The 21,780-nt window shown below is 73.5% G+C and carries 18 protein-coding genes; 7 read left to right on the top strand and 11 right to left on the bottom strand.

Features of this window, described 5'->3' with window-relative positions; translation table 11 throughout:
- Position 1: 1 nt before the first annotated feature.
- A complete protein-coding gene (locus tag ACIQGV_RS00755; RefSeq protein WP_402488490.1) occupies positions 2-469 on the top strand; it encodes a hypothetical protein in 468 nt (155 codons plus the stop codon).
- Entirely contained in the window at positions 466-1,623 is a 1,158-nt protein-coding gene (locus tag ACIQGV_RS00750; protein ID WP_402488487.1) for a hypothetical protein, read from the top strand. The genes ACIQGV_RS00755 and ACIQGV_RS00750 overlap by 4 nt, the downstream gene beginning before the upstream one ends.
- 40 nt (positions 1,624-1,663) lie before the next feature.
- Here the strand turns inward: ACIQGV_RS00750 and ACIQGV_RS00745 are convergent, their stop codons facing one another.
- The 3 genes from ACIQGV_RS00745 to ACIQGV_RS00735 form a co-directional block, all read right to left on the bottom strand.
- The gene (locus tag ACIQGV_RS00745) at positions 1,664-2,095 is read right to left on the bottom strand and encodes a DUF6299 family protein (RefSeq protein WP_402488485.1); all 432 of its coding nucleotides are present in this window, start codon (positions 2,093-2,095) and stop codon (positions 1,664-1,666) included.
- A 97-nt stretch (positions 2,096-2,192) separates the two neighbouring features.
- Positions 2,193-2,591 carry a RidA family protein gene (locus ACIQGV_RS00740; protein ID WP_402488483.1) on the bottom strand — a complete coding sequence of 133 codons (399 nt, stop codon included), beginning with the start codon at positions 2,589-2,591 and terminating at the stop codon, positions 2,193-2,195.
- Complete coding sequence (locus ACIQGV_RS00735; protein WP_402488480.1) at positions 2,588-3,712, bottom strand: acyl-CoA dehydrogenase family protein; 1,125 nt, start codon at positions 3,710-3,712, stop codon at positions 2,588-2,590. The genes ACIQGV_RS00740 and ACIQGV_RS00735 overlap by 4 nt, the downstream gene beginning before the upstream one ends.
- 51 nt (positions 3,713-3,763) lie before the next feature.
- Between ACIQGV_RS00735 and ACIQGV_RS00730 the strand changes: the two genes are divergently transcribed.
- Both ACIQGV_RS00730 and ACIQGV_RS00725 read left to right on the top strand, forming a co-directional pair.
- The gene (locus ACIQGV_RS00730; protein ID WP_402489448.1) at positions 3,764-5,434 is read left to right on the top strand and encodes an AMP-binding protein; all 1,671 of its coding nucleotides are present in this window, start codon (positions 3,764-3,766) and stop codon (positions 5,432-5,434) included.
- A 15-nt stretch (positions 5,435-5,449) separates the two neighbouring features.
- A complete protein-coding gene (locus ACIQGV_RS00725) occupies positions 5,450-6,265 on the top strand; it encodes a PaaX family transcriptional regulator C-terminal domain-containing protein (protein ID WP_402488477.1) in 816 nt (271 codons plus the stop codon).
- Positions 6,266-6,278: 13 nt separating this feature from the next.
- On the opposite strand, the gene ACIQGV_RS00720 is transcribed toward ACIQGV_RS00725, so the two are convergent.
- Both ACIQGV_RS00720 and ACIQGV_RS00715 read right to left on the bottom strand, forming a co-directional pair.
- Positions 6,279-8,561 (bottom strand): bifunctional salicylyl-CoA 5-hydroxylase/oxidoreductase, encoded by a 2,283-nt coding sequence (locus ACIQGV_RS00720; RefSeq protein ID WP_402488474.1) that lies wholly within the window; start codon positions 8,559-8,561, stop codon positions 6,279-6,281.
- The gene (locus ACIQGV_RS00715) at positions 8,546-9,373 is read right to left on the bottom strand and encodes an enoyl-CoA hydratase family protein (RefSeq protein ID WP_402488472.1); all 828 of its coding nucleotides are present in this window, start codon (positions 9,371-9,373) and stop codon (positions 8,546-8,548) included. The genes ACIQGV_RS00720 and ACIQGV_RS00715 overlap by 16 nt, the downstream gene beginning before the upstream one ends.
- Before the next feature lie 338 nt (positions 9,374-9,711).
- On the opposite strand from ACIQGV_RS00715, the gene ACIQGV_RS00710 reads away from it, so the two are divergent.
- Positions 9,712-10,170: an ATP-binding protein gene (locus tag ACIQGV_RS00710; protein ID WP_402488470.1), complete on the top strand. Its 459-nt coding sequence runs from the start codon at positions 9,712-9,714 to the stop codon at positions 10,168-10,170.
- Here the strand turns inward: ACIQGV_RS00710 and ACIQGV_RS00705 are convergent.
- The 3 genes from ACIQGV_RS00705 to ACIQGV_RS00695 form a co-directional block, all read right to left on the bottom strand.
- Complete coding sequence (locus ACIQGV_RS00705; RefSeq protein WP_402488467.1) at positions 10,124-11,566, bottom strand: amino acid permease; 1,443 nt, start codon at positions 11,564-11,566, stop codon at positions 10,124-10,126. The genes ACIQGV_RS00710 and ACIQGV_RS00705 overlap by 47 nt on opposite strands.
- Before the next feature lie 497 nt (positions 11,567-12,063).
- A complete protein-coding gene (gene argF, locus ACIQGV_RS00700) occupies positions 12,064-13,080 on the bottom strand; it encodes an ornithine carbamoyltransferase (protein ID WP_402488465.1) in 1,017 nt (338 codons plus the stop codon).
- A 66-nt stretch (positions 13,081-13,146) separates the two neighbouring features.
- Positions 13,147-14,370: an arginine deiminase gene (locus ACIQGV_RS00695; RefSeq protein ID WP_402488463.1), complete on the bottom strand. Its 1,224-nt coding sequence runs from the start codon at positions 14,368-14,370 to the stop codon at positions 13,147-13,149.
- Between the two features lie 133 nt (positions 14,371-14,503).
- Between ACIQGV_RS00695 and ACIQGV_RS00690 the strand changes: the two genes are divergently transcribed.
- Entirely contained in the window at positions 14,504-15,715 is a 1,212-nt protein-coding gene (locus ACIQGV_RS00690) for an SPFH domain-containing protein (protein ID WP_402488461.1), read from the top strand.
- A complete protein-coding gene (locus ACIQGV_RS00685) occupies positions 15,712-16,599 on the top strand; it encodes a hypothetical protein (RefSeq protein WP_402488459.1) in 888 nt (295 codons plus the stop codon). Before ACIQGV_RS00690 ends, ACIQGV_RS00685 begins: the two co-directional genes overlap by 4 nt.
- Positions 16,600-16,605: 6 nt before the next feature.
- On the opposite strand, the gene ACIQGV_RS00680 is transcribed toward ACIQGV_RS00685, so the two are convergent.
- From ACIQGV_RS00680 to ACIQGV_RS00670, 3 genes are all read right to left on the bottom strand, one after another.
- Positions 16,606-19,155: a polynucleotide kinase-phosphatase gene (locus ACIQGV_RS00680; RefSeq protein ID WP_402488456.1), complete on the bottom strand. Its 2,550-nt coding sequence runs from the start codon at positions 19,153-19,155 to the stop codon at positions 16,606-16,608.
- Positions 19,152-20,681 (bottom strand): 3' terminal RNA ribose 2'-O-methyltransferase Hen1, encoded by a 1,530-nt coding sequence (locus tag ACIQGV_RS00675; RefSeq protein WP_402488454.1) that lies wholly within the window; start codon positions 20,679-20,681, stop codon positions 19,152-19,154. Before ACIQGV_RS00675 ends, ACIQGV_RS00680 begins: the two co-directional genes overlap by 4 nt.
- Before the next feature lie 168 nt (positions 20,682-20,849).
- Positions 20,850-21,773: an LLM class F420-dependent oxidoreductase gene (locus ACIQGV_RS00670; protein ID WP_402488451.1), complete on the bottom strand. Its 924-nt coding sequence runs from the start codon at positions 21,771-21,773 to the stop codon at positions 20,850-20,852.
- Positions 21,774-21,780 lie beyond the last annotated feature (7 nt).

Here is a 21,780-nt window from a genome sequence, read left to right as displayed (position 1 = left end):
CATGCGCACCGCTGCGTTCCGGCGTCCGGCGGCGGGGCTGATCCTGGGCCTGCTGCCGCTGATGGCGGTCGCCTCGTGCGGCGAGGAGCCGGCGAAACGGTTCCCCGGCGCCTTCCAGGGCGCGCACACCGATGTGAGCGCTGCCCGGGCGTTCCGTGACCACGCGATCGACCTGCCGGCGTCGGCGAAGGTCGAGGGGTACTACGCGTGGTCCGCGGACGACACGTACCCGATGGCGGCCGTGCTGCGCACGCCGTGCTCGTCCGTTCCGCGGTTCGTGGCGGGCAACGGCTTCCGCAGGACCACGTCCGTGGACGAGCACGCGGTCGCGACCGAGGTGTTCGCCGAGGGGCGCGGCTGGACGGCGAACGACACCGACGACCGGTACGTCCGCCACGAGGCGGACGACGTCACCGGCCTGGTCGTCCATGCGTCGGGCACGGAATGCGAGGTGTATCTGCACACGTGACCGTGCGGATACTCGTGGACGTGGTGGTGGTCGCGTCGGTCGTCACGGCCCTCGCGATCACCCCGCGTGTCCTGGCCCGCCGCCCCGGTCCTTCCGGGGCGGCGGGCCGCCGCGTCCTCACGCCCGCCGTGGGGCTGGCGGTGGTGACGGGCCTCGTCCACGTCAATCAGGTGCTGTTCACCGTGTACGTGCTGCGGGTGCACGACGGGGATCCGTCGTTCGTGGCGCGCTTCCTGCCCGCCGGGTGGTTCGACCTGGCGTCGGCGTCCCCCGTCCTGCGCGGCCTGGCCGGGCACTTCCCCGCACCGGATCTGCTCGCGCCGAGCGTGCTGCGCGTGCAGGCGTTCCTGGAACTTCCTTTCGTGCTGCTGGCGTTCGCGACCGTGGTGCGGTGGCTGGACGCGGGCCTGTACCGCCGGATCGCGTGCTCGGCCCTGCTGCCGTCGGCCGCCGTGTCGTACACGGCCGTGTTCTGCCTGGTCGAATGGGACCTGCGCAATCCGTACACGGTCGACGACCTGGTGATCCGTGCCGTCTCCGCCGTCGTCACCCCGCTGCTGCTCGCGCGTGCGGCGGCACGGGACCCGGGTGCCTCGCGGGTGCCGGCGTCGATGCCGGGGCTGCTGGTGTTCATCGGCTCGCTGGGGTCGCTGGCCGTGCTGGTGCTGGTCGTGTACGACACGGCCCTGCTGTACAGCCTGGGGCGGCTGGACGACCGGCTTCCCCTGGCGGTGGCGGCCGCGGTCGCCCTGACGGCGCTGCGGGCGGTGGCCGCCCGGCTGCCGGACGCGTCCGCGCCGACGCTGTCGTTCGTGGTGCATGCCCTGCGTCACTGGCTGCTGCTCTTCTTCGTGCCCGCGCTGGCGATCCGCTACGGCCTGCTGTTCGGGACGCCCCGGCTCGCTCTGGCGGCGGGCGCCCTGACGGCGGCTGCGGCCTGTGCGCGGGCGGCCCGCGAGGCGGCCGCCGGGGCCCTGCTCCGTCTCACGGCGCGCGTCGGCTGCGCGGTCCTCGCGGGAGCGGCGTGCGCCGCCGTCGCCCTGCGGCTGACCCCGCCGTCGTACGCCGAGGTCGCCCTGCTGTCGGCGATGGGTGCCTTCCTGGTCACGGGGGTCGCGGTGTGCGGCCTGCTCGACCGGGTCCGCGGCGGGTGAGCGGGGCGGACCCGGACCGGCGGCCGCACGGGGCGGGGTGTCAGCCCTCGACCAGGGTGATCTCCTGCTCCAGCACCGCGTGGAAGCGGGGCAGCGGCAGACCGCCCGAGGGGTGCAGCTCCATCACCGTGACCTCGACGTCGGCGGGACCGGCCTCGAGGGAGTCCGGCTGCGGAAGGCCGGAGTTCTCCCAGCGGTGCTCGGCCCCGTCGCACACGGCCCGGCTGCCGCCGATGCCCTGCTGCACGGACGGCCGGTCCTGGGAGAGCGCGGAACTGACGAACACCGGCCCGGTGCTGCCCGTGCAGCGGTAGGTGCCGGTCAGGGTGACCGTGCCGTCGGCGGCGATCCGGCCGGTCGGGTCGACGGTGACCGTCTCGGACGGGTCGGCCGCCACGGGGACGGCGGCCGCGGCGAGCAGCAGCGCGGCACCGGCCGCGGCGCCGAGGAGCGCGGGGAAGGAGCGGTGCATGGGGAGACCTCCTGTGTGGGGGCTCCACAGGTACCCGGCGTCCGTGCCGGAAGAGGTGACCGTCACCCCTTCGTCGGCGTGTTGACGCAGGTGCGCGCTACGGCAGCACCGCGAACCCGTCCAGCTCCACCCGGGCCGCCTCGTCCCACAGCCGTACGATCTGCACGACGGCCATCGCCGGATAGTCCCGCCCGGCGAGCCTGCGCCAGACGCGCCCCAGTTCGGCCGCGTGGGCGCGGTAGTCGGCGATGTCGGTGGTGTAGACGGTGACGCGCGCGAGGTCGGCCGGGGTGCCGCCGGCCGCGGCGAGCGCGGTGAGCAGATTCCCGAGTGCCTTCTCGAACTGCTCCGGCAGCGTCTCGCCGACGACCTTCCCGTCGCCGTCCAGGGCCGTCTGCCCGGCGAGGAACACCGTCCGGGAGCCGGTGGCGACGACGGCGTGGGAGAAGCCTGTGGGCGGCGACAGCTCGGCCGGATCGATCCGCTCGGCGCTCATACGGTGGCCCTCCCCGTGCGGTAGGTCTCCTTGGCGATGATGCCGCGCTGCACCTCACTGGCCCCCTCGTAGATCCGCGGGGCGCGGACCTCGCGGTAGAGGTGCTCCAGCAGATGGCCGCGGTGCAGGGCGCGGGTGCCGTGCAGCTGGACCGCGGCGTCGACGACGTACTGGGCGGTCTCGGTGGCGAGCAGTTTCGCCATGGCCGCGCGCCGCGGGACGTCCGGGTCGCCGCGGTCGTACGCGGCGGCCGCCGCGTACACCATCAGCCGGGCCGCCTCGGTGCGCAGGGCCATCTCGGCGATCTGGTGCGCGACCGTCTGGAGGCCGCTCAGCGGGCCGCCGAACGCCTCCCGCCGGTCGGTGTGGGCGAGGCTCGCGTCGAGGGCGGCCTGGGCCATGCCGACGGCGAAGGCACCGACGCTGGGCCGGAAGAGGGTGAGGGTGCCGAGGGCGACGCGCAGTCCGCGGCCCTCCTCGCCGAGGACGTCGTCGGCGGTGACCGGCACGGCGTCGAAGTCCAGGGCCCCGATGGGGTGCGGGGACAGCATCTCCAGCGCGGAGCCGGTGAGGCCGCGGCGGCCGGCCGGGACGAGGAAGGCGGTCACGCCCCGGGGGCCGGGCGCGGTGCGGGCGAAGACGGTGTAGAAGTCGGCCTCGGGGGCGTTGGAGATCCACCGTTTCTGCCCGGTGAGCCGCCAGCGGCCGGGGCCGTCGGGTGCGGCGGCGAGGGCGAGCGCGGCCGCGTCGGAGCCCGCGCCCGGCTCGGTGAGCGCGAAGGCGGCCACCGCGGAGCCGTCGGTCACCCGCGGGAGCCAGCGCTCGCGCTGGGCGGGTGTGCCGTGGGCGTGCACGGGGTGGGCTCCCAGGCCCTGGAGGGCGAGCGCGGTCTCCGCCGGGGTGCAGGCGTAGGCGAGGGACTCGCGCATCAGGCAGAGCTCCAGGGCTCCGGAGGTGAACAGGCGCTCCAGCAGCCCCAGGCGGCCGAGTTCGGCGATCAGTGCCCGGTCCACGTGGCCGTCCTCGCTCTTCTCGGCGAGCGGGCGCAGCCGTTCCTCCGCCAGGGCGCGCAGTTCGGCACACCAGGCGGTCTGTGCCGGTTCGAGCGAGAATGCGGTCATCACCGGTCCCCTCTTTCCAGGCTCGCCCCCGACCATATCGCGCTGTCTTGACTGCCGTCACCAACGCGATACGCTCCAGGGGCGCTGCCCACCCGAGCCGTGCGCGAGCCCACACCCAGGGGGCGAACCGCCATGAACGAGTCGGCCCATCTCGACACCTTCGCGCGCGACCATCTCCCGCCGCGCGAGCAGTGGCCCCAGCTCCGCTTCGACCTGCCGGAGCTGCGGTACCCCGAACGACTCAACTGCGCCGCCGAACTGCTGCACGGACCGCCCGGCGAACACCCGGTCTTCCACACCCCGGACGAGACCTGGACCTACGGCGAGCTGCGCGCCCGGGTCGACCGCATCGCCCACGTCCTCACCGGCGTGCTGGGCGTCGTCCCCGGCAACCGGGTGCTCCTGCGCGGCCCGACCACACCCTGGCTGGCGGCCTGCTGGCTGGCGGTGCTGAAGGCCGGCGCGGTCGCGGTCACGGTGCTGGCGCAGCAGCGGCCGCACGAGCTGCGCACCCTGTGCGAGATCGCCCGGGTGGAGCACGCCCTGTGCGACATCCGGGCGGTGGACGACCTCGTCAAGGCGGAGGCGCCGGGGCTGCGGATCACCACGTACGGCGGTGACGGCCCGGACGACCTGCTGCGGCGGCCGGCGCCGGACACCCCGTACCCGGCGGTGGCGACCGCGGCGGACGACGTGGCGCTGATCGCGTTCACCTCGGGCACCACGGGCCGTCCGAAAGGGTGCATGCACTTCCACCGCGACGTGCTGGCGACGGCGGACACCTTCTCGCGGCATGTGCTCCAGCCGCGCCGGGACGACGTCTTCGCGGGCAGTCCCCCGCTCGGCTTCACCTTCGGCCTCGGCGGTCTCGTCGTCTTCCCGATGCGCGCCGGTGCGAGTGCGCTGCTGCTCGAACAGGCCGGCCCCCGCCGGCTGCTGCCCGCCGTCGCCGAGCACGGGGTGACCGTGCTGTTCACCGCGCCGACCGCCTACCGGGCGATGCTCGCCGAGGCCGACGGCCACGACCTCGGCTCCCTGCGCAGATGCGTCTCCGCCGGCGAGAACCTCCCGGCGGCCACCTGGCACGCCTGGCACGAGCGGACCGGTCTGAGGATCATCAACGGCATCGGCGCCACCGAGCTGCTGCACATCTTCATCTCCGCCGCCGACGACGACGCCCGCCCCGGCCTCACCGGAGTGCCCGTCCCCGGCTGGCAGGCACGCGTGCAGGACGAGACCGGCACGCCCGTGCCCGACGGCACACCCGGACTGCTCGCCGTGCGCGGCCCGGTCGGCTGCCGCTATCTCGCCGACCCGCGCCAGAGCGTGTACGTGCGCGACGGCTGGAACGTCACCGGCGACACCTACGTCCGCGAGCCCGACGGGTACTTCCGCTACGTCGCCCGCGCCGACGACATGATCATCTCGGCCGGGTACAACATCGCCGGCCCCGAGGTCGAGGACGCGCTGCTGCGCCACCCCGACGTCGTCGAGGCGGCGGTGGTGGGCCGGCCGGACGAGGACCGGGGCCAGGTCGTGGTGGCCTTCGCGGTGCTGCGCGAGGGCGCCGCCCGGGACCCGGAGGCGCTGCGGGCCTTCGTCAGGCAGGAGCTCGCGCCGTACAAGTGTCCGCGCGAGATCCGGTTCCTGGACGGCCTGCCGCGCACGGCCACCGGCAAGCTCCAGCGCTTCCGGCTGCGCACCGGGGGCGACCGGCAGTGACGCCGACGACCTAAGATGATCAACGTGTCCGACCAGCATGCTCCGCGGTCTCTGATCGTCACGCTCTACGGCGCGTACGGCCGCCTCCTGCCCGGCCCGGTGCCCGTCGCCGAGCTGATCCGGCTGCTCGCCGCGGTGGGCGTGGACGCGCCCTCCGTACGCTCGTCGGTGTCCCGGCTCAAACGCCGCGGTCTGCTCGTGCCGGCCCGCACCGGCCGGGGCGCGGCGGGCTACGAACTCTCCCCCGAGGCGAGACAGCTGCTCGACGACGGCGACCGCCGCGTCTACGCCACCGCGCCGCCCGGGGACGAGGGCTGGGTCCTCGCGGTGTTCTCGGTGCCGGAGTCGGAACGGCAGAAGCGGCACGTGCTGCGCTCGCGCCTGGCCGGACTGGGCTTCGGCACCGCCGCGCCCGGCGTGTGGATCGCCCCCGCCCGGCTGTACGAGGAGACCCGGCACACCCTTCAGCGGCTGCGCCTCGACCCCTACGTCGACTTCTTCCGCGGTGAGCACCTCGGGTTCGCGGCGACCGCGGAGTCCGTGGCCCGCTGGTGGGACCTGGCGGCGATCGCCAAGGAGCACGAGGCGTTCCTGGACCGCCACGCCCCGGTCCTGCACGCCTGGGAGCAGCGCCCGGACACCCCGCCCGGCGAGGCGTACCGCGACTACCTCCTCGCGCTGGACTCCTGGCGCCATCTGCCGTACACCGATCCGGGGCTGCCCGCGCATCTGCTGCCCGCCGACTGGCCGGGCGGCCGCTCGGCGGCCGTGTTCCACGGCCTGCACACCCGGCTGCGCGACGCGGGCGCGGAGTTCGCCGGGGTGTCCTGACCGCTGAGGGGTGTCATCGCCCCAGGCTCAGGCGGGGCCTGGGCGCGTCCGTGCGGCCGGTGTTGGGGCGGCGGCTGCCCGCGCGGTAGGGCGCGGGCCAGACGGCGCCGGGGCCCTCGTAGCCCTGCTCGGCGGCGGCGTGCAGCGTCCAGTGCGGGTCGTACAGATGCGGCCGGGCGAGCGCGCACAGGTCCGTACGGCCCGCGAGGACCAGGGAGTTGACGTCGTCCCAGGAGGAGATCGCGCCCACGGCGATCACCGGGACGCCGGCCTCGTGACGGATCCGGTCGGCGAACGGCGTCTGGTACGAGCGCCCGAACTCCGGCCGTTCGTCGGCGACGACCTGCCCCGTCGAGACGTCGATGGCGTCGGCGCCGTGCGCCGCGAAGGCCCGCGCGATCCGCACCGCGTCCTCGGCGGTGTTGCCGCCCTCGGCCCAGTCGGTGGCCGAGATGCGGACGGTCAGGGGTTTCTCCTCGGGCCACACCTCGCGCACGGCGTCGAAGACCTCCAGCGGGAAGCGCAGCCGCCGCTCCTCGGAGCCGCCGTAGGCGTCGGTGCGCAGATTGGTCAGCGGGGAGAGGAAGCCGGACAGCAGATAGCCGTGCGCGCAGTGCAGTTCGAGCAGGTCGAACCCGGCTCGGGCGGCCCGCCGGGCCGCGGCCGTGAACTGCTCGCGGATGTCCGCCATGCGGGAGCGCGTCAGTTCGCGCGGGGTCTGGCTGCCGGCCCTGTAGGGCAGCGGGGACGCGGCCGTGAGCGGCCAGTTGCCGTCGAGCAGCGGCTCGTCCAGGCCCTCCCACATCCGCCGGGTCGAGCCCTTGCGTCCGGAGTGGCCGAGCTGGACGCCGATCGCGGTGCCGGGCGCCTGCGCGTGCACGAACCCCACGATCCGCCGCCACGCCTCGGCCTGCCGGGCGTCGTACAGGCCCGCGCAGCCCGGGGTGATCCGGCCCTCCTCGCTCACGCACACCATCTCGGTCATCACCAGCCCTGCGCCGCCGAGCGCCCGTGCGCCCAGGTGCACGAGGTGGAAGTCGCCGGGCACGCCGTCCTCGGCGGAGTACATGTCCATGGGCGAGACGACGACCCGGTTGCGCAGGGTCAGACCGCGCAGCCGGAACGGGGTGAACATCGGTGGTGTGCCCGGTGCGCAGCCGAACTCCCGTTCCACGGCCTCGGTGAAGTGCGCGTCGCGCAGCCGCAGGTTGTCGTGGGTCACGCGGCGGCTGCGGGTGAGCAGGTTGAACGCGAACTGGCGGGGCGGCTGGTCCAGGTAGAGGGCGAGGTCCTCGAACCACGCGAGGCTGGCCCGGGCGGCCCGCTGGGTGGAGGCGACGACGGGCCGGCGTTCCTCCTCGTAGGCCGCGAGCGCGCTCGCGGTGTCGGGCCGTTCCCGGAGACAGGCGGCCAGGGCGAGGGCGTCCTCCACGGCGAGCTTGGTACCGGAGCCGATGGAGAAGTGGGCGGTGTGGGCGGCGTCGCCGAGCAGGACGAGGTTCTCGTGCGACCAGCGGTCGTTCACGACCGTGCGGAAGACCGTCCAGGCGGAGTTGTTCGAGCGCAGGGGCCTGCCGCCGAGGGCCTCGGAGAAGATCTTGGCGCACCGCTCGACGGACGCGGCCGGGTCCCCCTCGTCGAAGCCGGCCGCGTGCCAGACCTCCTCGCGCATCTCGATGATCACCGTGGAGGCGTCGTCGGCGTACGGGTAGCCGTGGAGCTGCATCACGCCGTGTTCCGTCTCGGCGATCTCGAACCGGAAGGCGTCGAAGGCGAAGTCGGCGGCGAGCCAGATGTAGCGGCAGCGGTGGCGCTCGACGACGGGCCGGAAGACGGAGGCACATGCCTCGCGGACGGTGCTGTGGACACCGTCGGCAGCGACGACGAGGTCGTACCCGGCCATGAGCCGGGCGGGGTCCGGTGCCGGGGTCCGGAAGTTCAGCTCGACGCCGAGTTCCGCGCATCTCTCGTGCAGGATGCCCAGCAGGCGCCGGCGGCCGAGGGCGGCGAAGCCGTGTCCGCCGGAGGTGTGACGGGTGCCCCGGTGGACGATGTCGATGTCGTCCCAGCGGGTGAAGTGTTCCTTCATGGCGGCGAAGACCTGGGGGTCTGCGTGTTCGATCCCGCCGAGGGTCTCGTCGGACAGGACCACACCGAAGCCGAAGGTGTCGTCGGGGGCGTTGCGTTCCCAGAGGGTGACCTCGCGGCCGGGGTCGAGACGCTTCAGCAGCGCGGCCGCGTAGAGACCGCCGGGGCCGCCTCCGACGATCGCGACCCGGGTCACCGTCCGCTCCATTTCGGCGGGCGCTTCTCGGTGAACGCCGCGTGGAACTCCGCGTAGTCCTCGCCGTTCATCAGAAGGGCCTGGGTGGCGGCGTCCATCTCGACGGCCGCGGCCAGCGGCATGTCGAGTTCCGCCGTCAGCAGCGCCTTCGTCCGGGCGTACGCCAGGGCCGGTCCGGCCGCCAGCCGGCGGGCCAGGGCCGCGGCCGCCTCGTCGGCGCGGCCCTCGTCCGTCAGCTCGCTGATCAGGCCGATGCGTTCGGCCTCGGGGGCGCGGACCTGGTCGCCGAGCATCAGCAGGCGGGTCGCATGACCGAGGCCGATCACCCTCGGGAGCAGGTAGGCGGCGCCCATGTCGCCGCCGGACAGGCCCACGCGGGTGAAGAGGAAGGCGAAGCGGGCCGAGGGGTCGGCCACCCTGAAGTCCGCCGCGAGGGCCAGCACCGCGCCGGCGCCGGCCGCCACACCGTGCACCGCGGCGATCACGGGGAAGGGGGTCTCCCGGATCGCGCGCACCACCTGGCCGGTCATCCGGTTGAAGTCCAGGAGCTGGGCGGTGTCCATGGACAGGGTGGCGCCGATGATCTCGTCGACGTCCCCGCCCGAGCAGAAGCCGCGTCCCTCACCGGCCAGCACCAGGGCCCGTACGGCCTGCTCCCGGGACAGTTCGGCGAGCAGATCGCGCAGGTCGGCGTAGGCGCCGAAGGTGAGCGCGTTGATCTTGGCCGGGCGGGCGAGGGTGACGGTGGCGACGCCGTCGGTGATGTCGAGGCGCAGATGGCGCCAGTCGGCGGTGCGGGTGGCGGAGCCGGTGAAGGGACTCATGACGTGCGGCCTCCTCGGGCGGGCACAGCCTCACTGAGCTCTGTCCTCCGACGCTATCACCGATTCGTGACTTCCGTCACGAGTGCGCGATAAACCGGGGCGGGGCGAACCCGCCGGGGCCTCTTCCGTCACCGCCGTCACCGGACGCCCCCGGCTCTTCGACAGGGAGGTAACAGGCTGCGCGGACGGGGGATCCGGGCCGCGGACGGGGGTAGGTCGCCGGCAGCGGGGCCGACGGTCCCGTGCGGTGCCCGCCGTGCGACTCCACCGAGGGCGCCGTACCATTCCTAAGGTTGAAAGCAGGACCGCCTGATGTTCGCTTCGGGAAGACCTGCGCCATGAACGGACTCGCCTTGCACGAACGCCCCTCCGCCTCGGCCTCCTGGCGCATCGCGCTGCCGCACTCCACCGCGGCCGTGCCCGTGGCCCGTGCGCTGGTCCGTACGGCGCTGGCCGAGCTGGAGCACGGCGCGGACTGCGACACCGCGGAGCTGCTGACCGCGGAGCTGGTCGCGAACGCCGTGGAGCACACCTCCGGCGCGGCCCCGATACACCTGGTCGTGGAGCTGCTGCCGAACGGCTGCCAGGTCGAGGTGCACGACCCCGACCCGTCCCCGCCCGGCGATCTCGCGCACGCCGCCGACGTCGTACCGGACCCGTGGCAGGAGCACGGGCGCGGGCTGCTGCTGATCCGCGCCCTCAGTTCGTCCTGCGGGCACCGCCCCACCGGGTCCGGCAAGGCGGTGTGGTTCAGACTGCCTGTGGTACCGCCTCAGCGGTGTCGTCCGCCGCTGTGACCCGGGCCGGCGCGGACAGCCGCGAGTTCCTGCGGCCGTAGGCGAGGTACACCAGCAGTCCGGCCGCGAGGAACACGGCGAACTGGACCCAGGTGCGCCATCCGGTCTCGTACATCAGGTACAGGCAGAAGCCGACGCCGAGCAGCGGGAGCACCGGGAACAGCGGCACCCGGAAGGTGCGCGGCAGCTGCGGTTCGCGGCGGCGCAGGGCGATCACCGCGATGTTGACGACGGCCATGATCGCGAGCGTGCCGATGGTGCACAGGTTCATCACGGCGTCCAGGGAGGCGAAGGCCGCCGGGACCGCGAAGACGACCGCGACGATCAGGGTGCCGGCCACCGGCGTGGCGGTGCGCGGCGAGACCTTCTCGAAGACGCCCGGGACGAGACCGTCGCGGGACATCGACAGCAGGATGCGGGTCTGGCCGTACATCACGGCGAGCACCACCGAGGCGATGGCCACGACCGCGCCGAAGGCGACGATCGCGCCGCCGACCGTGGAGCCGGTGACCTGGTTGACGACGTACGACAGCGCGGCGGGACGGCCGCCGACCTCGTCGGCGCCGACGGCCCCGATCGCGGCGAGCGCGACGGCGCAGTACAGCACGGTGACCACGCCCATGCAGACCAGGATCGCGACGGGCACGTCCCGGCGCGGGTTCTTGGCCTCCTCGCCGGTGGTGGTGATCGCGTCGAAGCCGATGTAGGAGAAGAAGGCGGCCGTGGTGCCGGCGCCGATGCCGCCGAGCCCGGCCGGGGTGAAGGGGGTCAGGTTGCCGTCCTCGAAGGCGCTGTAGCCGATGGCGCAGAACGCGAGCAGGACGGCGAGCTTGAGGACGGCCATGGCGGCGGTCGCCCGGGCGCTCTCCCGCACCCCGCGCACCAGCAGCACGCACGCCATCGCGATGACCAGCACCGCCGGGACGTTCACGACGCCGCCCTCGCCGGGTCCGGCGGACAGCGCGGCGGGCAGCTGCACCCCGAGGACGCTGTCGAGCAGCTCGTTGACGTACTGGCTCCAGCCGACCGCGACGGCCGAGATCGAGATGCCGTACTCCAGCAGCAGGCACCAGCCGATGAGGAAGGCGGTGGTCTCGCCGAGGCTGGCGTAGGCGAAGGAGTACGAGGAGCCGGAGACCGGGATCGCGCCGGCCAGCTCGGCGAACGCGAGCGCGGTGAACACGCAGGTGATCGCGGCGAGGACGAAGGAGACGACGACCGCGGGTCCGGCCTGGGCGACGGAGTCGGACAGGCCGACGAAGATGCCGGTGCCGACGATCGCGCCGACGCCGAAGCAGATCAGCTGGAAGAGGCCCATCGTGCGACGGAGGCCGTGACCCTCGCGGTCGGCGCCGGATTCGGCGACCAGAAGGGCGGGGGACTTGATGCGGGGCATGCGGGTGGTGCTCGATTCTGGGGACGGAGTGCGCCCGGGTGGAGCGCGCGGCGGCCTCGGAAGGGGTGGCTCCGAGCCGCCGGACAGCATAAGGCCCGATCGGACCCCGGCCGGGCCGCTCCGCGTCGGAGGCGGAGGGCCGGAGCCGGGCGGGCCTGGGCGGACCTGTCCGGACCTGGCCGGACCTGGGGCGGGCCTGGGCGGACCTGTCCGGACCTGGGGCGGACCTGGGCGGGCCTGGGCGGGCCTGGACGGGCCTGGGCCGGGCCTGGGCGGACCTGTCCGGACCTGGGGCGGACCTGGGGCGGGTCCGGCCCCGGGCCTGGACGGGCCTGGGCCGGGCCGGGCGGGCCGGGCGGGCCGGGCGGGCCGGGCGGGCCGGGGCGGGCCGGGGCGGGCCGGGCGGGCCGGGCGGGCCGGGGCGGGCCTAGGCGGGCCGGGGCGGGCCTAGGCGGGCCGGGGCGGGCCTAGGCGGGCCGGGGCGGGCCGGGGCGGGCCTAGGCGGGCCGGGCCAGGGTCGCCACGAGGACGGCCTTGATGGTGTGCAGCCGGTTCTCCGCCTCGTCGAAGACGACCGAGTGGGCGGACTCGAAGACCTCGTCGGTGACCTCCAGGGAGTCCAGACCGTGGCTCTCGAAGATCTCCTGGCCGACCTTGGTGCCCAGGTCGTGGAAGGCCGGCAGACAGTGCAGGAACTTCACGTCCGGGTTGCCGGTGGCGCGCAGCACGTCCATCGTCACGGCGTACGGGGAGAGGGCGGCGATCCGCTCGTCCCAGACCTCCTTGGGCTCGCCCATGGAGACCCAGACGTCGGTGACCACGAAGTCGGCGCCGCGCACGCCCTCCGCGATCTCCTCGGTGAGGGTGATGCGGGCGCCGCTGGTCACGGCCAGCTCACGGGCGGTGTCGACGATCTCCTGGGCGGGCCAGTACGACTTCGGCGCGACGATCCGTACGTCCATGCCGAGCAGGGCACCGGTGACCAGGTAGGAGTTGCCCATGTTGAAGCGGGCGTCGCCGAGGTAGGCGAAGGCGATCCGCGTGAGCGGCTTGGCGCAGTGCTCGGTCATGGTGAGCACGTCGGCGAGCATCTGGGTGGGGTGCCAGTCGTCGGTGAGCCCGTTGTAGACGGGCACACCGGCGTGGACGGCCAGCTCCTCGACCTTGGCCTGGCTGTCGCCGCGGTACTGGATGGCGTCGAACATCCGGCCGAGCACCCGGGCGGTGTCCTTCACCGACTCCTTGTGCCCGATCTGCGATCCGGCGGGGTCGAGGTAGGTGGTGGAGGCCCCCTGGTCGGCGGCGGCGACCTCGAACGCGCAGCGGGTGCGCGTCGAGGTCTTCTCGAAGACCAGCGCGATGTTCCTGCCGGTCAGCAGCCGCTGCTCGGTCCCTGCGCGCTTGGCGGCCTTCAGCTCCGCGGCCAGCTCGACCAGAGCGCGGAACTCCTCCGCGGTGAGGTCCAGCTCCTTGAGGAAGTGGCGGCCGGCGAGGGCGGTCGGGACAGTCGCCATGGGGGCGCTCCAGGGATACGGGACAGCGGACAGAGACCGTGGAAGTCTATACGAAGACCAGAATTTCTATACGGCGTCTCGCTCCACGGGACAGCTCATGCAGCGCGGCCCTCCCCTGCCCCGCCCCAGCTCGCTGCCGGGGATCTCGATGACCTCGATGCCCTGCTTCCTCAGATGCGTGTTGGTGGTGGAGTTGCGCTCGTAGGCGACGACCACGCCCGGCTCCACGGCGAGCACGTTGCAGCCGTCGTCCCACTGTTCCCGCTCGGCCGCGTGCACGTCCTGGGTGGCGGTCAGCACCCGGATCTCGTTCAGCCCGAGCGCGGCGGCGATCGCGCGGTGCATGTGCTCCGGCGGATGGTCGGTGACCTTCAGCTCCTTGTCGCCCGCACCCGGTTCGATCGTGTAGGAGCGGAGCATGCCGAGGCCCGCGTACTGGGTGAAGACATCGCCGTCGACCATGGTCATCACCGTGTCGAGATGCATCAGCGCACGCCGCTTGGGCATGTCCAGCGCCACGATCGTCCGGGCCGACCCCGCGGCGAACAGCTTGTGCGCGAGCATCTCGACGGCCTGCGGGGTGGTGCGCTCGCTCATGCCGATGAGGACGGCCCCGTTGCCGATGACCAGGACGTCACCGCCCTCGATGGTGGACGGGTAGTCGGCCTGCCCCTCCGACCAGAGGTGGAACGACTCGCCGCGGAAGAGCGGATGGTGCCGGTAGATCGCCTCGAAGTGGACGGTCTCGCGCTGCCGGGCCGGCCAGCGCATCGCGTTGATGGCGACGCCGTCGTAGATCCAGGCGGAGGTGTCCCTGGTGAACAGGTGGTTGGGCAGCGGCCGCAGCAGGAAGTCGTCGAGGTCCATGACGTGGAAGCGCACGGAGGTCGGCTCCGCCTCGGCCTCCAGGAACTCCCGTTTGGTCATGCCGCCGACCAGCGCCTCGGCCAGCTGCCGCGCGGGCAGCGACTCGAACGCGGCCCGCAGATGGTCGGTGGCCAGCGGGCCGTACTCCTTCTCGTCGAAGACGCGGTCCAGGACGAGCGCACGGGCCTGCGGGATCTCCAGGGCCTCGGCGAGCAGATCCCCGAACAGGTGCACGGCGACCCCGCGGTCGCGCAGCACGTCGGCGAACCCGTCGTGCTCGGCGCGCGCCCGGCGCACCCAGAGCACGTCGTCGAAGAGCAGGGCGTCCTTGTTGCTGGGGGTGAGCCTTTTGAGCTCGAGGTCGGGCCGGTGAAGGATGACGCGGCGCAGCCGCCCGGCCTCGGAGTCGACTTGGAATCCCATGCCTCCATCCTGACCATCGCCGACCGGCTTCACCCCCTTCTCGCCCGTTTCCGCTCACACCTGTTTTCGTCCTCTTGACGATAAACAGAGTCTCCGTTTATCGTCGTGCTGACGAAAAAAGCGAGGGGGTCCCATGGCCGACATCACCCGGCGCCTCGGCATGCGCCATCTGCGGGGCGCGCCCACGGCGCACATCCGCCATCACCGCTCGGGCCGGCTGGTGCACGACGGACCGGGGCTGAGCTTCTGGTTCCGGCCGCTGACCGCGACCCTGTCCGAGATCCCGGTCGACGACCGCGAGCTGGCGATGACCTTCCACGCCCGCACCTCCGACTTCCAGGACGTCGCCGTCCAGGCCACCGTCACCTTCCGGATCGCCGACCCCGCCCTGGCCGCCACGCGCCTGGACTTCTCCGTCGACCCGGACACCGGTGTCTGGCGGGGCACGCCGCTGGAGCAGCTGGGCACCCTGCTCACGGAGACCGCCCAGCAGCACGCGCTGGACGTCCTGGCCCGTACACCGCTGGCGGCCGCGCTGGCCGACGGCGTCAGCACGGTCCGCGAACGCCTCGCGGCGGGCCTCGCCGCCGAACCCCGGCTGCCGGCCACCGGCATCGAGATCGTCGCCGTCCGCGTCATGGCCCTGCGCCCGGAACCCGAGGTGGAGCGCGCCCTGCGCACCCCGGCCCGGGAGCAGATCCAGCAGGAGGCCGACCGGGCGACCTACGAACGCCGGGCCGTCGCCGTCGAGCGCGAACGTGCCATCGCCGAGAACGAGCTCGCCAGCAAGATCGAACTCGCCCGCCGCGAGGAGCAGCTGGTCGAGCAGCGCGGCACCAACGCCCGCCGCGAGGCCGAGGAGAACGCGGCCGCGGACGCCGTACGGGCGCGGGCCGAGGCCGCCCGGACCGTGCAGCTGGCCGAGGCGGAGGCGGAGCGCTCCCTGAGGCTCGCCGACGCGGAGGCGGCGCGCTCGGTGAAGCTCGCCGAGGCGGAGGCGGAGAAGTCGGTGCGGCTGGCCGAGGCCGAGGCCGCACGGTCGGGCAAGCTCGCCGAGGCGGAGGCACAGCGCTCGCTCAGGCTCGCCGACGCGGAGGCCGAGCGGGCCGTACGGCTCGCCCGCGCCGAGGCCGCGGCCGCGCGCGAGACCGGCGAGGCACGGGCCCAGGCCCAGGCCGCCTGGCTGCGGGCGCACGCGGACGCGGGGGTGGACGGCACGGCGACCCTCCAGGCCCTCACCGCCGCCCGGCTCGCCGAGAACCTGCCGCACATCGAGAGCGTCACGGTCAGCCCGGACGTCCTGACCGGACTGCTGGCCCGGCTGGGCGCCCAGGAGCGTCCGTGAGCCTCGCGCCCCGGGCCGTGCTGGTCCACCGCACCACCGAGTACGAGGAGCTGGTGGCCCGGCACGGCACCCATGGACAGGCCGCCTTCTTCCTCGCCTCCCGGGGCCGTGACATCGAGGAGGTGGCCGAACGGCACCGCAGGACGCAGCGGGCCCTGGCCCGGGTGACCGCGGCGATCCCGCTGGTCTGGCGTCAGGCCCGGGTGGAACGGCGGGACCTGGACCGCTTCCTGTTCGCCCCCGAGGACGTGGTGGTCGTCGTCGGCCAGGACGGGCTCGTCGCGAACGCCGCCAAGTACCTCTCCGGGCAGCCCGTGATCGGCATCGACGCCGACCCCGGCCGCAACCCCGGCGTCCTCGTCCGCCACCGCCCCGAGGACACCGCCGGCCTGCTCACGGGAACCCCGTCCACGGCGGAACTCACCATGGTCGAGGCGGTGTCCGACGACACCCAGCGGCTGCTCGCCCTGAACGAGATCTATCTCGGCGCGCCCGGTCACCAGACCGCCCGCTACCGCCTTGACCTGGAGGACGGCGGGGGTGCCGTCGAGGCCCAGGCGTCCTCCGGGGTGCTCGTCGGCACCGGCACCGGCGCGACCGGCTGGCTGCGGTCGGTGTGGCTGGAACGGGGCGGCCGGCTGCCGCTGCCGGCCCCCACCGACGACCGGCTGCTGTGGTTCGTGCGCGAGGCATGGCCCTCCCCCGCCACCGGGACCTCCCTGGTGGCGGGGGAACTCCCCGCGCCGCACCGGCTCCGGATCACCGTCGAGTCCGAACGCCTGATCGCGTTCGGCGACGGCATGGAGTCCGACGCCCTGGAACTGACCTGGGGCCAGACGGTCACCCTGCGGGTGTGCGCCGAGAAGCTGCGCCTGGTCGGCTGAGCCGGGTCACAGCCGCGGGTCCACCGGCTCCGACTCCAGGGCCAGCACCCCGAACACCGCCTCGTGCACCCGCCACAGCGGCTCGCCCCCGGCGAGGCGGTCCAGGGCCTCCAGACCCAGCGCGTACTCACGGATCGCGAGGGAGCGTTTGTGGCCCAGGAAACGCTGCCGCAGCCGGGCCAGGTTGTCGGGGCGGGTGTACTCCGGGCCGTAGATGATCCGCAGGTACTCCCGGCCCCGGCACTTGATGCCGGGCTGCACCAGCCGCCCCTTGCCGTCCCGCACGAGGGCGTCGACCGGCTTGACCACCATGCCCTCGCCGCCGCGCCCGGTCATCTCCAGCCACCAGTCCACGCCCGCCCGCACCGACTCGGGGTCTCCGGTGTCGACATGGAGCCGGCGGGTGGTCTGGAGCAGACCGCTGTTGTCGTGCTCCACCAGCCGGTCCAGCAGGGCGAGCTGCTCGTCGTGCGACACCCCCGCGAGGCTGCGGCCCTGGACCGCCAGGATCTGGAACGGTGCCAGCCGGACGCCCTCCAGGCCGTCGGTGGTCCAGCAGTAGCGGCGGTACGCGGCCGTGAACGCGGCCGCGTCCGAGGCACGCCCCCGCTGCCGCTCCAGCAGCCCGGCCACGTCCACCCCGCGGGCGGCCGCGCCCTCCAGCGCGGCCAGCGCGCCCGGCAGGACGGCGCCCGAGGCGGCGCCCACCGCCGCGTACTGCGACCGCAGCAGCGACGACGCCTTCAGCGACCAGGGCATCAGCTCGGCGTCCAGCAGCAGCCAGTCCGTGCCGAGTTCGTCCCACAGACCGGCCTCGCCGGCCGCGGTCCGCACCCGGTCGAGGACCTCCTCGGTCATCCGCTCGTCGTCCAGGAACGGCCGGCCGGTACGGGTGTAGAGGGAGCCCGTCGGACCGTCGACGCCGAACCGCCTGCGGGCCGCGTCCGCGTCCCGGCACACCAGTGCCACGGCCCGCGAACCCATGTGCTTCTCCTCGCACACGACCCGTCCGACGCCGTCCTCCGCGTAGGCGGCGAAAGCCTCCGCCGGGTGCTCCAGGTAGCCGTCGACCCTGCTCGTGGCCGTCGGCGCCATGGTCGGCGGAAGGTACGGCAGCAGCCGCGGGTCGACGGCGAACCGGCTCATGACCTCCAGTGCCGCGGCCGCGTTCTCCTCACGGATCGTGACCCGCCCCTGGTGCCGGGTCTCGACGACCCGCCGTCCGTGCACGTCCGCCAGGTCCAGCGGCCGCCCGTCGTGCCCGCCGGGCGCCTCCGACCGCAGCGGCCTGGCCGGCTCGTACCAGACCTTCTGCGCCGGTACGTCGACCAGCTCGCGCTCCGGCCAGCGCAGCGCGGTCAGCTTGCCGCCGAACACGGCTCCGGTGTCCAGGCAGATGGTGTTGTTCAGCCAGGTGGCCTCCGGGACCGGGGTGTGGCCGTAGACCACGGCCGCGCGGCCCCGGTAGTCCTCCGCCCAGGGGTAGCGCACCGGCAGCCCGAACTCGTCCGTCTCACCGGTCGTCTCGCCGTACAGCGCGTGCGAGCGCACCCGGCCCGAGGTGCGGCCGTGGTACTTCTCCGGTAGACCGGCGTGGCAGACGACGAGCCGCCCGCCGTCGAGGACGTAGTGGCTGACCAGCCCGTCGATGAACTGCCGTACCTCGGCCCTGAACTCCTCGCTCTCGCCCTCCATCTGCGCGACGGTCTCGGCGAGTCCGTGGGTGTGCTGGACCTTGCGGCCCTTGAGGTGACGTCCGTACTTGTTCTCGTGGTTGCCCGGCACGCACAGCGCGTCGCCCGACTTCACCATCGCCATCACACGGCGCAGCACGCCCGGGCTGTCCGGGCCGCGGTCGACGAGGTCGCCGACGAACACGGCCGTACGGCCCTCGGGGTGGCTTCCGTCGGCGTAGCCCAGCTCGGCCAGCAGCGACTCCAGCTCGGCGGAGCAGCCGTGGATGTCGCCGATGATGTCGAACGGGCCGGTGAGGTGGGTCAGGTCGTTGAAGCGCTTCTCGGTGACGACGGTGGCTGCGTCGACCTCCTCCACGCCCCGCAGGACGTGGACCTTGCGGAACCCCTCGCGCTCCAGGCCCCGCAGGGAGCGCCGGAGTTCACGGATGTGCCGCTGGACGACCCGGCGCGGCATGTCGGCCCGGTCGGCGCGGCCCGCGTTGCGTTCGGCGCACACCTCCTCCGGCACGTCGAGCACGATCGCGACGGGCAGCACGTCGTACTGCCGTGCCAGGGCGATCAGCTGCTTGCGGGCGTCCGGCTGGACGCTGGTGGCGTCCACGACCGTGCGGCGGCCGGCCGCCAGGCGCTTGCCCGCGATGTAGTGCAGGACGTCGAAGGCGTCCTTGGTGGCGCTCTGGTCGTTCTCGTCGTCGGAGACCAGACCCCGGCAGAAGTCGGAGGAGATCACCTCGGTCGGCTTGAAGTGGCGCCGGGCGAAGGTGGACTTGCCCGAGCCGGAGGCACCGACGAGGACGACGAGGGAGAGGTCGGTGACGGGCAGGGTGCGCCCCTGGCGGGACACGGTCGTCTCGGTCATGCGGCCTTGGCCTCCTTGTCGGCGTTGTCGGCATTGCCCGTGCTGCCCGTGCTGCCCGTGCTGCCCGTGCTGCCCGTGCTGCCCGTGCTGCCCGTGAGTGTGAACACGGCCATCTGGGTGGGCGGCCCGACCTCGGGGTCGTCGGGTCCGACGGGGACGAACTCCACCGTGTACCCGTGCCGTCCGGCCACGGCGGCGGCCCAGCCGCGGAACTCCTCACGGGTCCACTCGAAGCGGTGGTCGCCGTGCCGGACGTGTCCGGCCGGGAGGGACTCCCAGCGGACGTTGTACTCGACGTTCGGGGTGGTCACGAGCACGGTCCCGGGCCGGGCCGCGCCGAACACCGCGTACTCCAGGGCGGGCAGCCGTGGCAGGTCCAGGTGCTCGATCACCTCGCTGAGCACGGCGGCGTCGTAGCCCTTGAGCCGGCGGTCGGTGTAGGCGAGCGAGCCCTGGAGGAGTCTGACGCGCGCGGCCTGGCGCTCGCCCATGCGGTCCAGCTTCAGCCGGCGCGCGGCGATCGTCAGCGCCCGCACGGACACGTCCAGACCGACGATGTCGGTGAACCGCACGTCCTTCAGCAGCGCCTGCACCAACTGGCCCTGTCCGCAGCCGAGGTCGAGCACGCGGGTGGCGCCGCAGGCGCGCAGGGCGGAGAGGATCGCGTCGCGCCGCTGCACGGCGAGCGGCGCCGGCCTCTCCTCGCCGTCCTCGGTGTCCGCCTCGACGGCGTTGTCGATGTCCTCGACCTCGCTGTCGTCGGTCTCCGCCAGCCGGACCAGCTCCAGGCGCTCCAGCGCCTGCCGGGTCAGCGACCAGCGGCGCGACAGATAGCGGCTGGTGATCAGCTTCTGCTCGGGGTGCCCGGGCAGCCAGCCCTCACCGGCCCGCAGCAGCTTGTCGACCTCGTCCGGGGCGACCCAGTAGTGCTTGGCGTCGTCCAGGACCGGCAGCAGGACATAGAGGTGGCGCAGCGCCTCGGCGAGGGTGAGCGTGTCCGAGGCCAGGGTGAGGCGCACGTACCGCGAGTCACCCCACTGCGGGAACTGCTCGTCCAGCGGCACCGGTTCGGCCGCCACGCTCCAGCCGAGCGGTTCGAAGAGCCGTCGTACGAGGTCGGCGCCGCCGCGGGCGGGCAGGGCGGGCACCTCGACGGTGAGCGGCCGCGGCTGCCCCGGCAGCTCCGGGCGCGCGTGGCACACGCCCTTCATGGCGCTGGAGAAGACACCGCTCAGCGCGACCGCGAGCAGCGAGGAGGCCGCGTACGGGCGGTCGTTGACGTACTGCGCGAGTGCCGCGTCCGGCGCGCCGCCACGCCCTTTGCCCCTGCGGACCAGCGCCACCGTGTCGACCTCCAGGAGCAGCGCCGCCGTGCAGCGCTCGGGCCGCGCCTCGGGGTAGAGGACGTGCGCCGTGCCGTAGGAGGTCGAGAACGTCTGCGCCTTGTCGGGATGCTTGTGCAGCAGGAATCCGAGATCGGTGGCGGGACGTCCGGCCGTGCCGGTGGTCGTGATCGTCAGGAACATGGGCGGGCCTCTCAGGCCGGTGGACGATGGGCGTCGGAAGGTGCGTCACGTGCAGGAGCCCCCAGGACATGGTGATCCTGGGGGCTCCGGCAGGACGACGGTCCTACTGTCGCACAGGGCCTGTGACCGGCGCCTTCGGTTTCCGCGGCCCGCCGCGGAGGGGTGCCGTCACGCCAGCTGGGACTGCACCTGGGAGGAGATCAGCTCCAGGTGGTCCAGGTCGTGCAGGTCGAGCACCTGGAGGTAGACGCGGCTGGTGCCGACCTCGGCGTAGCGGCCGATCCTGTCGACGACCTCGGCCGGGGAACCCGCCAGGCCGTTGGCCCTCAGCTCGCCGGGCTCGCGGCCGATCGCCGCGGCTCGGCGGGCGACCTCCTGGTCGTCCTTGCCGACGCAGACGACCAGGGCGTTGGAGTAGACGAGGTCGTCGGCCTTGCGTCCGGCGGCCTCGGCGGCGGCGCGGACCCGGCCGAACTGGCGCCCGGTGTCCTCGACCGAGGAGAACGGCATGTTGAACTCGTCCGCGTACCGGGCGGCGAGACGCGGGGTGCGGGCCGCGCCGTGGCCGCCGATCAGGACCGGGATCCTCGCCTGGGCTGGCTTGGGCAGGGCGGGCGAGCCGGTGAGGTCGTAGTGGGTGCCGTGGAAGTCGTAGGTGCTGCCGGGCTCGGTGCCCCACAGTCCGGTGACGATCTCCAGCTGCTCCTCCAGCCGGCCGAACTTCTCCTTCGGGAAGGGGATGCCGTACGCCTTGTGCTCCTCCTCGAACCAGCCCGCGCCCAGGCCGAGTTCGATCCGGCCGCCGGACATCTGGTCCACCTGGGCGACCTGGACGGCGAGCACGCCGGGCAGCCGGAAGGTGGCGGCGGTCATCAGCGTGCCGAGACGGATCCGCTTGGTCTCGCGGGCCAGGCCGGCCAGGGTGATCCAGGCGTCGGTGGGGCCGGGCAGACCGTCGACGGAACCCATCTTCAGATAGTGGTCGGAGCGGAAGAAGGCGTCGAAGCCCAGGTCCTCCGTGGCCCTGGCGACGGCGAGAAGAGTGTCGTAGGTGGCGCCCTGCTGGGGTTCGGTGAAGATGCGGAGATCCATGTCCCCA

This window comes from Streptomyces sp. NPDC093094, assembly GCF_044754345.1.
In the GTDB taxonomy this organism is placed as follows: Bacteria; Actinomycetota; Actinomycetes; order Streptomycetales; family Streptomycetaceae; genus Streptomyces.
The sequence above is the reverse complement of the archived record's forward strand: the minus strand, read 5'-3'. Positions and strand labels throughout refer to the sequence as shown.

What these genes read in the sequence shown, in the direction of transcription:
- ACIQGV_RS00675 (WP_402488454.1), bottom strand. Translation starts at nt 20,681, where the DNA reads ATGTTCCTGACGATCACGACCACCGGCACGGCCGGACGTCCCGCCACC.
- ACIQGV_RS00690 (WP_402488461.1), top strand. Translation starts at nt 14,504, where the DNA reads ATGGCCGACATCACCCGGCGCCTCGGCATGCGCCATCTGCGGGGCGCG.
- argF (WP_402488465.1), bottom strand. Translation starts at nt 13,080, where the DNA reads ATGGCGACTGTCCCGACCGCCCTCGCCGGCCGCCACTTCCTCAAGGAG.
- ACIQGV_RS00725 (WP_402488477.1), top strand. Translation starts at nt 5,450, where the DNA reads ATGATCAACGTGTCCGACCAGCATGCTCCGCGGTCTCTGATCGTCACG.
- ACIQGV_RS00755 (WP_402488490.1), top strand. Translation starts at nt 2, where the DNA reads ATGCGCACCGCTGCGTTCCGGCGTCCGGCGGCGGGGCTGATCCTGGGC.
- ACIQGV_RS00745 (WP_402488485.1), bottom strand. Translation starts at nt 2,095, where the DNA reads ATGCACCGCTCCTTCCCCGCGCTCCTCGGCGCCGCGGCCGGTGCCGCG.
- ACIQGV_RS00740 (WP_402488483.1), bottom strand. Translation starts at nt 2,591, where the DNA reads ATGAGCGCCGAGCGGATCGATCCGGCCGAGCTGTCGCCGCCCACAGGC.
- ACIQGV_RS00715 (WP_402488472.1), bottom strand. Translation starts at nt 9,373, where the DNA reads ATGAGTCCCTTCACCGGCTCCGCCACCCGCACCGCCGACTGGCGCCAT.
- ACIQGV_RS00670 (WP_402488451.1), bottom strand. Translation starts at nt 21,773, where the DNA reads ATGGATCTCCGCATCTTCACCGAACCCCAGCAGGGCGCCACCTACGAC.
- ACIQGV_RS00735 (WP_402488480.1), bottom strand. Translation starts at nt 3,712, where the DNA reads ATGACCGCATTCTCGCTCGAACCGGCACAGACCGCCTGGTGTGCCGAA.
- ACIQGV_RS00705 (WP_402488467.1), bottom strand. Translation starts at nt 11,566, where the DNA reads ATGCCCCGCATCAAGTCCCCCGCCCTTCTGGTCGCCGAATCCGGCGCC.
- ACIQGV_RS00695 (WP_402488463.1), bottom strand. Translation starts at nt 14,370, where the DNA reads ATGGGATTCCAAGTCGACTCCGAGGCCGGGCGGCTGCGCCGCGTCATC.
- ACIQGV_RS00720 (WP_402488474.1), bottom strand. Translation starts at nt 8,561, where the DNA reads ATGGAGCGGACGGTGACCCGGGTCGCGATCGTCGGAGGCGGCCCCGGC.
- ACIQGV_RS00680 (WP_402488456.1), bottom strand. Translation starts at nt 19,155, where the DNA reads ATGACCGAGACGACCGTGTCCCGCCAGGGGCGCACCCTGCCCGTCACC.
- ACIQGV_RS00710 (WP_402488470.1), top strand. Translation starts at nt 9,712, where the DNA reads ATGAACGGACTCGCCTTGCACGAACGCCCCTCCGCCTCGGCCTCCTGG.